Here is a 12,866-nt window from a genome sequence, read left to right on the forward strand (position 1 = left end):
GTTACCTCTTAGCGATCCACGTCAGCCATAACCACGTCAATGGTCGCCAGATAAATGATTAAGTCAGACACTAAACTTCCGTTAATCACTGAAGGCATTTGCTGTAAGTGAGTAAACGTCGGTGTACGAATACGAGTACGATAACTCATGGTCGCTTTATCTGAAGTCAAGTAGTAAGTACTTGCACCTTTAACCACTTCAGTCATAAATGATGACTCGCCCGCTGGCATGACAGGACCCCATGAAACGCTCAAGAAGTGCGTAATCAAGGTTTCAATATCTTGTAATGTCTTATCTTTCGGTGGTGGAACAGCCAATGGATGATCCGCTTTGTATGGACCAGAAGGCATGTTATCCAAGCACTGTTGAATAATTTTTAGCGACTCGGTAATTTCACGGAAGTGAACAAGCACACGTGCGTATGCATCGCCTTCATACTCAACCGGCACATCAAAATCGAAGTTTTCATAGCCGCTGTATGGACGATATTTACGTACGTCAAAATCGATACCTGTTGCACGTAAACCAGTACCAGTTACACCCCATGCGAGTGCAGATTTGGCATCGTATTGTGCAACATTACGCGTACGTCCAATAAACACAGAGTTTTTCAATGCCGCTGTGTAGTATTCGTTTAAGCGTTTAGGCATCCACTCTAGCAATTCTTTAACAAGCTTTTGCCAGTTGTTTGGAAGATCGTGTGCTGTACCGCCAATACGGAACCATGCTGGATGCATACGGTAACCCGTAATTGCTTCAACAATGTCGTAAACTTTTTGACGGTCTGCGAACATATAGAATACTGGTGTCATACCACCGGCATCCTGAATTGCCGTACCACAGAATAACAAGTGGTTATTGATACGGAACAATTCGTTCAACATGACACGAATCACTTGCGCACGTTCAGGAACTTTAATACCTGCCATTTGCTCGACAGCCATCACATACGGCATGTTTTGAGCACAACCACCTAAGTAGTCAACACGGTCAGTATAAGGAATGAAAGAGTGCCATGTTTGACGTTCAGCCATCTTTTCCACACCACGGTGGTGATAACCGATATCAGGTACACAGTCCTTCACTTCTTCGCCATCTAACTGCAATACAACACGGAACGCACCATGTGCAGATGGATGGTTAGGACCCAAGTTCAAGAACATGAAGTCTTCATCAGCGTTACCACGCTTAAGACCCCAGTCTTCTGGTACAAAACGTAAGTGCTCTTGTTCAAAGTCTTGTTTCGCTTTGTCTTGCATGTACGGCGTATATTCTGTCGCACGTGCTGAATATTCTTTACGAAGCGGATGACCTTCCCAATAGGTTGGCAACAAAATACGACGGAGCATTGGATGCCCTTCGAAATTGATACCGAACATATCGTAAGCTTCACGTTCATACCAGTTGGCATTTGGCCAGATATTTGTCGCTGTCGGAATGTTTAGATCATTTTCGTTCAAGGCAACCTTGATACGAATGTCACTATTACGCTCAAGCGATAATAAATGATAGAACACAGTGAAGTCAGATGCTGGTAAACCATCACGATGAACACGTAAACGTTCATCCATCGCAGATAAGTCAAACAGCATTACATACGGACGTTCCACTTTACGCAGGAACATAAGGACTTCTTGCACGCGTGCGCGCTCGACCCAGACTGTTGGAAACTCTTCAAAAGTCGCCTGCACGTAAAAGTTCTCACCAAATTTGGTTTTGAGCTCTTCTACGATTGCAAATGCTGGGCGTGAATCAACTGCTGTTGACTCTGGCATAGCAATGTCAGTTTCAGCCATTGGCTTGGCTTCCTATTTAATACAAATTCTGTCAATTTTCTCGATGAACATATCAGTTAGATATGTCAAAACACCGTCAAAAAATTATTTAATCTCATCCATAGAGCGTAAGTTTTTAACGGCAATACGCTCTGCATTCTTACGGTCACGTTCTGGCATCATCTTTGGCTTATATACTGGCTGAAGATCATCACCGATCACGGCAGAAAGCGGGCGTCGCTCTAATTGAATCTGGTCTTGTAAAAGCATTAAAGCTTGAATTAATGCTTCAGGACGAGGCGGACAACCTGGGACGTACACGTCAACAGGAATAATTTTGTCTACACCTTGTACTACTGAATAGATGTCGTACATACCTCCAGAGTTTGCACAAGCACCCATCGAGATGACCCATTTAGGCTCTAACATCTGTTCATACAGACGCTGAATAACTGGTGCCATTTTTACGAAACAGGTACCTGCAACAATCATCAAGTCAGCCTGACGAGGTGAAGCACGGATAACCTCTGCACCGAAACGTGACAAGTCATGCACACCTGTTAAGGTCGTTGCATATTCGACGTAACAACATGAGGTACCAAAGTTAAATGGCCACAAAGAGTTTTTACGTCCCCAGTTTACTGCTGTATGCAAGACATCCTCTAAACGAGTCATGAATACGTTTTTATTCACTTCCTCTTCAAGCGGATCCGTCACAATTTGACGTTCTTGCAATGGGTATTGATCAGCATCCGGATTCGCGCGGGTCAGAGTATATTTCATCCCGACTTACTCCTTTTCAGATGACAATGCAGGTGTAGTTTTTGACTTAACACGACCTGATGATTGAGCTGGAATCTGACCTGTAGGGTCAGTTACGAGCTCTTCAATAGAATTAAAGCGTGTAATTTCAGCAATGTTCATTGTTGGTGAACCGATTTTAACCGCCTCACCTGCTGATTTACGGCGATCTGCTGGTGACCAACTTAAAGCACCTACAGAGAAGGCATAAACAAGCGCAATCAATAGATCAACGACAAAGATCACTACAGTGGTATATCCCAACCACCCTACTTCACGCACAGAAGTAGACCATGCATAGAGGTAAAGCGCCTCTAAGTCGAAGACAACAAAGAAAATTGCAACTAAATAGAACTTTGCAGACAGGCGAATGCGAGCGCCACCAGCACTCACGACACCTGATTCAAACTGCTCTTGCTTAGCACGTCCCCACGATTTTCCCCCGAGGAGTAAGGGAACTGTGAGCATAAAGACGCAAAGAAATGTAACGCCGATCACGAAGGCGATAATCGCCCAGTCGTATGGAGTAATGGCACTCATGCGGGGATAACTCCTGGCAGGCCTATTATTTAACAAAGAATGTATGTATTGGCCTTCAAATACACCAAACACAAAATTAATCCCGCCAATTGTACCTGATTTCTAATTTCCCATGCTAGTTGAAGCGTCTTAGTCTTTCGGATGATTTTCTAGACAAAACTATTCATCTATGTGTTGTAAGGGGGGTTTCACCGCACATAATCGGTTTATTTAATTGTTTCTTTATTTATGATGATTTTTTTCATTTTTTTAATTTTAGAATATTTACACAGTTGAAGCGCTTAATAACTTTTTATAACTTACTTTTTTATAATATTAGTTTGTTTTTTATTGTATTCAGCTTCTCCTCTGAATTATGATGAATGTTTAATCATGCATAATATTTTATTACTCTTGGATAAGAGTATTTATCATTAAGGGCAGCTGATGCCATACTCACTTCGTGAATTTTCATTTCTCTCCTTTTTAAGATTTTTTCTCCTATTTAGCTTCATTATTGCGACATGTTGTTTCATTGGCATTGCATCTCGCCCTTTAAGTTTTCTTGCATTCTTTTGGCCTGCCAATTCGGTTTTGCTCGGATTGCTTATTCGTTTTCCAACCACACGCCGACCAAGCGCATTTTTAGGTGCCTATATAGGATATGTGATTGCTGACTTATTTCAAGGCACTCCATTTGCTCTCACACTTGTTTTAACAACATCAAACTTTCTTTATGTTGTTACTACGTTTGCGCTCTATATGTTTTTTAATCAACATATTAAGGCGGCCTATCGCGGTTATTCCTACCTTTTTTTATTTGGATTATGCGGAATAGGTAGCGTAGTAGGTGCATTGTTTGCAGCAACTTTCGTGCCTATGTTTAATACCAAATTTATGATTGGTGGCTTGTTGGATGAGTTTGGTTACTGGTTCACTTCAGAACTGCAAAATGCCTTGCTTCTTTTACCTATCATATTGAACATTCCTCAATATAGTCAGGTTAAGCATTACTTTTCAAGAAATCGTGGCCTACAACCAACCGACCTTTTACCTTTTGGCGCTGTGCTTATTTCGATTGCTGCTAGCTATTATGACTCTGGCCCGGGTTCACTCCTCTACCCGATTGCTGCACTGATCTGGTGTGCTATTCGCTATAAACCTATTGTTGTTGCACTCATTACTAGCTTTACCAGTGCTTATATTATTTATCATGTCTCTGGACATTACCTTTTGCTCTATCCAAACGAATATTTCAGTAATACGATCTCAATCCGAATTGGGTTAATTATGATGACGATTGCCCCACTTACGGTTTCTAGTATTAGTGTTTTGCATTCAGAGTTAATTCAAAAGCTTCAACATGCCATTGCACATGATGAGCTAACTTCAAGTCTGACTCGACGCCAGTTTTTACAGTCGGTCAGATTACTTCAAGAAAAAGTACAAAAAGAAAATAAGACCTCAGCTTTTTTCATGCTTGATGTCGACCACTTTAAGCAAGTTAACGACAACTATGGTCATCAAATCGGTGATCGGGCGCTACAAACTTGTGTCACCACGATTCAAAATATTTTACATCCTCATGATTTGTTAGGTCGCTTTGGAGGTGAAGAGTTTGCCATTTTTATTGCAGATACCACCAAGGAAAGTGCATTTGAACTGGCTGAACAAATTCGAATTAAAATTAGTCAGCAACCGATTTATATTTATGGGAAATTACCAATTTTTATACAGGTGAGTATTGGGATAAGCTTATATTCCCCATCGTCCCATCGAGCTATTGAAAGTTTATTTAAAGAAGCAGATGACGCTTTATATCAAGCAAAACGCCAAGGACGTAATCGAGTGTTTATATCTTTATAATTTTTTCATTTCATCATCTAGTGTAATGAATTTTATACAATAACCTGTGTTTTGCCATGTATGCTAATAACAGATAATAAGGAGAAAAATGCATGACTCTAGAATATACGCATAAACCAAACTACTACTTGTTTGCACAATTACTGGTGCGACATATAGAAAGCTATATTCACAAACATCCAGATGCCAACAATGCAATTTTTGACTTGCGGGATGTCTATGAAATATTTAGACAGGATTTTGCGTCAACGACAACAAACCTAGAAGGTATTTTGCATATTGCAGATGAATATAAAATAGAAACACTTAATGGAGATCAACCTCTTATTCAAAAATACCAGATTGATGCAAAAAACAATTCGTTACTGATCGATTTTAATTCCGATGCGTTAACCAGCTTAAGAAGCGGAAAACCTATTTTGGAACCAGATGCGACTCAACTATAAATAGATCAATAAAAAAGCACCTTATGAAGGTGCTTTTTTATTGGCTTTTAAAGGAGGCTGTTTAAAGCGTTTTGCTGGCCATGTCATGATAAAGCGAGCACCACCCAAGGTTGGGCTTTCATCCACTTTAATTTCACCGCCAAACCAATAGGCAATACGGCTTACGATAGACAACCCTAAACCATAACCGCCCGACGCACGCGTACGGCTATCGTCTAGACGGGCAAAAGCTTCAAATACTCTTTTACGGTCTTGTTCAGGAATACCTGTGCCATCATCTTCAACACAAACAAAGGCCATGCCATCGCTGTGGATACCACCGGTAATCCGAACTTTATTATCGCAATAACGAACCGCATTACCCACCAAGTTTTGAACAACACGATGTAAGTAACGACGCTCAGCATCTACTTTTACATAAAGTGGAGGAGCAACAAGTTCAATTTCTTTTTGCGTTTTTAAAGCTTCGGTTTCGACCGCAACCTGATCTAACACATCAAATAAAGTAATTTCATCAAAATCTAGTGAAGGTGTACCCTGCTCTAGTTTTGCATAAGTCATGATTTCATCAATTAAGGTATTGAGTGCTTCAATATCTTTATCAATCATATCGACCTGATGCATACGATGATTGTAATCATCTTCTTCCGCCAACATCTCTGTACCAAAGCGAATACGGGCAACAGGCGTTCTAAGCTCATGAGATACCGCTCTCATTAACTCACGCTGAGCCTCGATTAAACGCTGAATATGGTCAGACATGTTGTTATAACTTGATGCCAAGTTTGCCATTTCGTCACTTCCTTCAATAGGAACACGCAATGACAAATCACCAGACTTCATGCGGTTTAATGCATAACGTACTTGGCGAATTTTACGCTCTAGCGGCAAGATCAACCCATAGACACCTAGACTCAGCAAAAATAAGCTAAATAAAGTAATCCCTGCTGAAAGCTGCAAAGGCATCCAGTTAAACATCGGCACTGGTCCAAGCACGAGAACCCGTGTAGGCTGATTCGGAATTGGAGAGACGATTGAAATGGTTGTACCGCGGACTGTCGCACTGTCTTTGTACAACATGACGCTTTGGTCTTGGCGTAAACGACCAATTTGTTCAGAGTCCAGATTAACGTCTTGAATATTGTAGATATTAATTGGGTAAGAGAAATGCTTTTGAATCTTGGCAAGATATTCTTGTTCTTGCCCCGGATAAAACATTAGATAATCCAGTACAAAAATAGGGAGAGCCTTCATTTGGCGCTCCGTAATTTTGTCGACTTTTATAGATAAAAAATGCTGAGGGTCGTCACGTAAGCCAATAATGATATACGCAATACTATTACTGGCATCGTAACGGACAACAGATTTTTGAGCTTCGATTCGTTTTTTCTCGGTACGAGATAACTCAACCTTACTTGCATCAGTATAATAAATTGGAAGTTCCAATAAATCTGACGCATCTGAAACCCAGTCTATTTTCTGTTGTTTCCCCGGTTGTCGAGCGACTCCCTCACTAATGACATAAGAGATACCATCAGTTAAAGATTCTCGGTATTCTTGTGCCCGTTGATAATTGATAATTTGTACAAGCAAATAACCAAAGACAGCAACCAAAACAACAAGAATTACCAGTCCCGCATATATTCGCAGGAATATACTGTGTTTAAACACTCGACCAACCTTATAGGAAGTTTATTCAGATCTTATAACCCATTGGTTTCTTTAACGAACAAGTAACCTTTACTACGTACTGTTTTAATACGTTTTGGATTTTCAGGATCATCACCAATTTTTGGACGAATACGTGAAATACGGACGTCGATTGAACGGTCCTGACCATCGTATTCGATACCACGTAAACGTTCGAAGATATCTTCACGCGATAAGATACGACCAGCATTTGATGCAAGCAACCATAATAGGTCATATTCTGCGCTAGTGAAGTCAACAAGTTCACCATTTAGCGTTACAGAACGACCGCCATTATCAATTACAAGGTCATCGAACTCGATACGTTGAGCAACTTCATCTTCTACAGTTTTATCTGTGCGACGTAATAGTGCACGGATACGCGCTAAAAGAACACGTGGTTGAACCGGTTTAGCAACATAGTCATCTGCGCCCATTTCCAAACCAAGCACCTGATCCATGTCTTCTGTACGTGCAGTCAACATCAGAATCGGTTGATGGTAATGTGGACGAACTTCACGGCAAACTGTTAAGCCATCGGCACCCGGCAACATGACATCCAAGACCACTAGATCTGGTTGTTCACTAATAATACGACGAATTGCACGGTTACCATCAGTTTCTACACCAACTTCCAAGCCGTTGCGAATTAAATATTCTTGAGTTAATCGCGCTAAGCGCTCGTCATCTTCAACGATCAGAATCTTTGGTAACTTTTCTTCTTGGCTCATATCATTGCCCCTATAAATCTCGTTTCATGCATCTTAAAAATCTTGCAGATACATTCGTTTATCATTTGCAATATACACACGTTTACATTGTAAACAAGTAGGCGTTCACCAAACTGATACATGACCATCGTATTTTGTTGCATTTTATTAGCCTTTGAATTTTCACGTGTTTTTAAGATTTATTTATTGTTATTAAATTTCATATTCTATTCATATTTCCAATGTATGAATATTAAACAAATTATTTCTCTGTTTAGTTTAAATTTATTTAAGTGTTTGTTTTTTGAGTTATCCACAAAGTTATCTATAAGTGTTTTTTAACAGCTTTGCTATGCTATCTCCCATCAAATCATACAGATAAAAAATTACTAAAAAGTCAAGATTGATCTGCTATGAAAAATCCCGTATCTTGTGTTGAAAATAAACTTTAACTACTAAGTCTTGTGTTTATCCCTCAAATATCGTGGCATGTTTTTTGCTCGGTTCAAACGGTCTATGAACATAACAAAAGTGACAATGGAGCTATGCTGGCATGAGCGTAATTACTTCGACTCCCGGTCAAATTCAGGTGATTAAGCGCACTGGAGATGTTGCTGCATTTGATGCAGAGAAAATTTCAGTTGCGATTGGTAAAGCTTTTCTTGCTGTGGAAGGTCAACAGAGTTCGGATTCTAGCCGTATTCATGACCGTATTACCCAGTTGACGGAAATGGTCTTAAATACTTTCACTCGCCGTTTACCATCGGGCGGTACGATCCATATTGAAGAAATTCAAGATCAAGTAGAACTTGCTTTAATGCGTACTGGGGAACAAAAGGTTGCCCGCGCTTATGTGATTTACCGTGAACAACGTGCTAGCGCTCGTCAGCAAACGAACTCAAACCACCACCCTACTTTACAAGTTACCGACACAAACGGTCAGCTTCAGCCACTTGATTTAAGTGCACTCCAAGCAACTGTTTCTAAGGCAGCTGAAGGTTTGGAAGGTATTGACGTTCAAGCGATTGTCGATGAAACCGTTAAAAACTTATATAACGGCGTAAAAGAAAGTGATATTGCCACGACAATGATGATGGCAACACGTACCCGTATTGAACAAGAACCAAACTACACTTACGTGACTGCACGTTTGCTTTGTAACGAATTAGTGAGCACAGGTTTAACGTTCTTAGGCTTATCAACAGACACACCAGAAAACAATGCACTTGAAGCATTCTTGAAAAAAGGTGTTGAGCTTGATTTGCTTTCACCTGACTTGCTTGACTTCGACTTAGAAAAATTATCAGCAGCAATTCAGCCAGAACGTTCTAATCAGTTTACCTATTTAGGCTTACAGACTTTATTTGACCGTTACTTCATTCACTCAAACGGCGTTCGCTTCGAATTACCACAATTATTCTTTATGCGTGTGTCGATGGGTCTTGCACTCAATGAGCAAGATAAAGAAGAGCGTGCAATTGAGTTCTATAACTTATTGTCTAGCTTCGACTACATGGCTTCTACGCCTACCCTGTTTAACTCAGGTACATTACGTCCACAGCTTTCAAGTTGTTACTTAACAACGATTGGCGATGACCTTTATGACATTTATGGCGCAATGCGTGACAACGCGATGCTTTCTAAATGGGCTGGTGGTTTAGGTAATGACTGGACACCTGTACGTGCCTTGAACTCTTATATTAAAGGTACAAACGGTAAATCTCAGGGTGTTGTTCCATTCTTGAAAGTTGCGAACGATACAGCTGTTGCAGTAAACCAAGGTGGTAAGCGTAAAGGTGCTGTGTGTGCATACCTAGAAACTTGGCACTTAGACATTGAAGAGTTCTTAGAGCTTCGTAAAAACACGGGTGATGACCGTCGCCGTACTCACGACATGAACACTGCGAACTGGGTTCCAGACTTGTTTATGCAACGTGTATTTGAAGATGGTGAATGGACATTATTTACCCCTTCTGAAACTCCAGACTTGCACGACTTAACTGGTGCTGAATTTGCTGAGCGTTATGCTTACTATGAGTCTGTAGCGAAAGAAACTAACATGCTACACAAGAAAGTACGTGCTAAAGACTTATGGCGCAAAATGCTTTCTATGTTGTTTGAAACTGGTCACCCATGGATCACATTCAAAGATGTGTGTAACTTACGTTCACCACAACAACATGTTGGCGTAGTTCACTCATCTAACCTATGTACTGAAATTACCTTGAACACAAATCAAGACGAAATTGCAGTATGTAACTTGGGTTCGATCAACCTTGTACAACACGTTCAAGGTGGTGTGTTAGACCGTGAGAAGTTAGCTCGCACTATTAAAACAGCAGTACGTATGCTCGATAACGTGATCGACATTAACTACTACGCTGTACCACAAGCGAAAAACTCGAACTTGAAACACCGCCCTGTGGGTATGGGTATCATGGGCTTCCAAGATGCGCTATACGAAATGGGTATTGCTTACGGTTCAGACGCTGCTGTTGATTTTGCTGATGAATCAATGGAAGTAATTAGCTACTACGCGATTGAAACATCAAGCAACTTGGCTGTTGAACGTGGTGCTTACTCAACATTCAAAGGTTCATTGTGGGATCAAGGCATCCTTCCAATCGACTCTTTAGAAATTGTTGCGAAATCTCGTCCAGAGCGCATGTTCGAAGTTGACCGTACTCAACGTTTAGACTGGGACACTTTACGTGCCAAAGTTCAAAAAGACGGTATGCGTAACTCAAACGTGATGGCAATTGCTCCAACTGCAACCATCTCTAATATTTGTGGTGTTTCTCAGTCTATTGAGCCAACATTCCAAAACTTATATGTGAAATCCAACTTGTCTGGTGAGTTCACTGTTATTAACCCATACCTTGTTCGTGCATTAAAAGAACGTGGTCTTTGGGACACAGTAATGGTTAACGACCTTAAACATTTTGAAGGTTCAGTACAAAAAATTGCTCGTATTCCTGAAGAATTAAAAGCAATCTTTGCTACTGCGTTTGAAGTGGATACACGTTGGATCGTTGATGCTGCATCACGCCGTCAAAAATGGATTGATCAAGCTCAGTCGCTTAACCTTTACATCTCTGGTGCAAATGGTAAGAAACTTGACATCACTTACAAGATGGCATGGTTACGTGGTCTTAAGACGACTTATTACCTCCGAGCTTTAGGTGCAACTTCTGCTGAAAAATCTACAATCAACACAGGTGCTTTAAACGCAGTTAAACCTGCGACTGTTGAAGCAGCAGCTGTTGCTGCCCCTGTTGTAGAAGTGAAGAAACCAGAAGCAGCAGTTGAAGAAGAAGGCTTCACTCAAGCAGCTCCTGTACCAATGGCTTGTTCAATCGACAACCCTGATTGTGAAGCTTGCCAATAACATTCAATAAGGTTGCTCTTTTTCACTAAAGAGCAATCTTAAAAGAGGTAAAGATTATGCTTTCTCATCTCAGCCATAACTATATGCTTGGTGTTGGAGTTTTAATCTTTGCCTTTATTTTCTTTTATATGCCGATGGTTTACGCATTTATCACAATACGTAAGCAGCAGCGTAAACAAAATAAGTTGTAGTGAGTAGAGACCAAAGGCCCAAAATTTGGTCATGCATCAATAAAACTTAATTTTGTTTACACATTAAAAGCGTATAGTAGGGACATCTTCGTTTAAGAGATGTCAAATATAGATATATACAACGAAGAGAGAACAAAAATGTCTATCCTTAGTTGGGACGATTTTGAAGATGATTCGCAAAAACCGACTACACCTGAACACAAGTCTGCGCCCGTCCAATCGGAAAAAGCGTCAGATTCGCAGAATGTATCTACTGCGCAGCCATCATCGCCGAGCGTGGCAGCTCCACAATCCGCTGGAACCCATTCCGTGCGACCAACAGTTGCCTCCGATACAGTGGCTAGAGCCGCTCAAGCCTTAGAACATTTAGACGTTGCCCCTGGCCTTGAAGAGCTAGAAATGGGTGCTCAACGTGTTCAAGTTGACGACAAAGCAATGATTAACTGTCGTGCGGACTTGAACCAACTTGTACCATTTAAATATGAGTGGGCTTGGCAGAAATATCTTGACGGGTGTGCAAACCACTGGATGCCTCAAGAAGTTAACATGAACCATGACATCGCGCTTTGGAAGTCTGAAAATGGCTTGACCGAAGATGAGCGTACTATTGTTATGCGTTCTTTAGGTTTCTTCTCGACTGCGGACTCTTTGGTTGCAAATAACTTAGTATTGGCGATTTACCGTCACATTACTAACCCTGAATGCCGTCAGTACATCTTGCGTCAAGCGTTTGAAGAAGCGATTCACACTCACGCTTACCAATACTGTATCGAGTCTTTAGGCATGGACGAAGGCGAAGTCTTCAACATGTACCGTGAAGTTCCATCTGTTGCACGTAAAGCAGCTTGGGGCTTGAAATATACTCAATCTTTAACTGATCCTAATTTCCACACAGGCACACCTGAAAACGACCAGCGTTTACTTCGTAACTTGATCGCATTCTACTGTGTACTTGAAGGGATCTTCTTCTACTGTGGCTTTACTCAAATTTTGAGTATGGGTCGTCGTAACAAGATGAACGGTGTTGCTGAGCAATTCCAATACATCTTGCGTGATGAATCTATGCACTTGAACTTTGGTATCGACATGATTAACCAAATCAAGATTGAGAACCCTCACCTTTGGACTGCTGAGTTCCAACAAGAAGTGGTTCAAATGATTGTTGAAGGTACGATGCTTGAAATCGAATATGCACGTGACACGATGCCACGCGGTGTATTGGGTATGAATGCAAGCATGATGGAAGAATATTTGAAATTCATCTGTAACCGCCGTTTATCTCAGTTAGGTTTACCAGAGCAATTTGCGGGTGTAACTAACCCATTTGCGTGGATGTCTGAGATGATGGACTTACGTAAAGAGAAGAACTTCTTCGAAACTCGCGTAACTGACTACCAAACTGGTGGTGCGTTAAGCTGGTAAGTTTAAGCATTCTTCCTCAAAGTAATTTGAGGCTATAAAAAATCCGACTATATGTCGGA

Annotated in this window: 11 protein-coding genes; 5 read left to right on the forward strand and 6 right to left on the reverse strand. The window is 40.9% G+C overall.

What is annotated here, in order from left to right; translation table 11 throughout:
• Positions 1-8: 8 nt before the first annotated feature.
• From nuoC to ndhC, 3 genes are all read right to left on the reverse strand, one after another.
• Positions 9-1,796 (reverse strand): NADH-quinone oxidoreductase subunit C/D, encoded by a 1,788-nt coding sequence (gene nuoC, locus HMPREF0013_RS12235; protein ID WP_002120052.1) that lies wholly within the window; start codon positions 1,794-1,796, stop codon positions 9-11.
• 84 nt (positions 1,797-1,880) lie between these two features.
• Positions 1,881-2,558: a NuoB/complex I 20 kDa subunit family protein gene (locus HMPREF0013_RS12240; protein ID WP_002120034.1), complete on the reverse strand. Its 678-nt coding sequence runs from the start codon at positions 2,556-2,558 to the stop codon at positions 1,881-1,883.
• A gap of 6 nt (positions 2,559-2,564) precedes the next feature.
• A complete protein-coding gene (gene ndhC, locus HMPREF0013_RS12245) occupies positions 2,565-3,116 on the reverse strand; it encodes an NADH-quinone oxidoreductase subunit A (RefSeq protein ID WP_002120061.1) in 552 nt (183 codons plus the stop codon).
• A gap of 426 nt (positions 3,117-3,542) precedes the next feature.
• On the opposite strand from ndhC, the gene HMPREF0013_RS12250 reads away from it, so the two are divergent.
• Together HMPREF0013_RS12250 and HMPREF0013_RS12255 are read left to right on the forward strand one after the other, a co-directional pair.
• Complete coding sequence (locus HMPREF0013_RS12250) at positions 3,543-4,961, forward strand: sensor domain-containing diguanylate cyclase (protein WP_019767941.1); 1,419 nt, start codon at positions 3,543-3,545, stop codon at positions 4,959-4,961.
• A 92-nt stretch (positions 4,962-5,053) separates the two neighbouring features.
• The gene (locus HMPREF0013_RS12255; RefSeq protein WP_002120022.1) at positions 5,054-5,407 is read left to right on the forward strand and encodes a hypothetical protein; all 354 of its coding nucleotides are present in this window, start codon (positions 5,054-5,056) and stop codon (positions 5,405-5,407) included.
• 21 nt (positions 5,408-5,428) lie between these two features.
• Here HMPREF0013_RS12255 and bfmS read toward each other — a convergent pair whose 3' ends face one another.
• The 3 genes from bfmS to HMPREF0013_RS25290 are packed head-to-tail and all read right to left on the reverse strand — an operon-like array spanning position 5,429 to position 8,006.
• On the reverse strand, positions 5,429-7,078 hold the full coding sequence (gene bfmS, locus HMPREF0013_RS12260) for a sensor histidine kinase BfmS (RefSeq protein WP_005803274.1): 1,650 nt from the start codon (positions 7,076-7,078) through the stop codon (positions 5,429-5,431).
• A gap of 32 nt (positions 7,079-7,110) precedes the next feature.
• Complete coding sequence (gene bfmR, locus HMPREF0013_RS12265; RefSeq protein ID WP_000076440.1) at positions 7,111-7,827, reverse strand: response regulator transcription factor BfmR; 717 nt, start codon at positions 7,825-7,827, stop codon at positions 7,111-7,113.
• Positions 7,824-8,006 carry a hypothetical protein gene (locus HMPREF0013_RS25290; RefSeq protein ID WP_031944149.1) on the reverse strand — a complete coding sequence of 61 codons (183 nt, stop codon included), beginning with the start codon at positions 8,004-8,006 and terminating at the stop codon, positions 7,824-7,826. Before HMPREF0013_RS25290 ends, bfmR begins: the two co-directional genes overlap by 4 nt.
• A 353-nt stretch (positions 8,007-8,359) precedes the next feature.
• Here HMPREF0013_RS25290 and HMPREF0013_RS12270 point away from each other — a divergent pair, with 353 nt between their 5' ends.
• The 3 genes from HMPREF0013_RS12270 to HMPREF0013_RS12275 all read left to right on the forward strand — a co-directional run bounded on the left by HMPREF0013_RS12270 (position 8,360) and on the right by HMPREF0013_RS12275 (position 12,807).
• On the forward strand, positions 8,360-11,194 hold the full coding sequence (locus HMPREF0013_RS12270; protein WP_005803275.1) for a ribonucleoside-diphosphate reductase subunit alpha: 2,835 nt from the start codon (positions 8,360-8,362) through the stop codon (positions 11,192-11,194).
• Positions 11,195-11,250: 56 nt separating this feature from the next.
• A complete protein-coding gene (locus HMPREF0013_RS0105330) occupies positions 11,251-11,385 on the forward strand; it encodes a hypothetical protein (RefSeq protein WP_002120013.1) in 135 nt (44 codons plus the stop codon).
• A 138-nt stretch (positions 11,386-11,523) separates the two neighbouring features.
• Positions 11,524-12,807 carry a ribonucleotide-diphosphate reductase subunit beta gene (locus tag HMPREF0013_RS12275; protein WP_005803276.1) on the forward strand — a complete coding sequence of 428 codons (1,284 nt, stop codon included), beginning with the start codon at positions 11,524-11,526 and terminating at the stop codon, positions 12,805-12,807.
• The last annotated feature ends 59 nt before the right edge of the window (positions 12,808-12,866 follow it).

Source organism: Acinetobacter sp. SH024 (assembly GCF_000163635.1).
GTDB classification, from domain to species: domain Bacteria; phylum Pseudomonadota; class Gammaproteobacteria; order Pseudomonadales; family Moraxellaceae; genus Acinetobacter; species Acinetobacter pittii.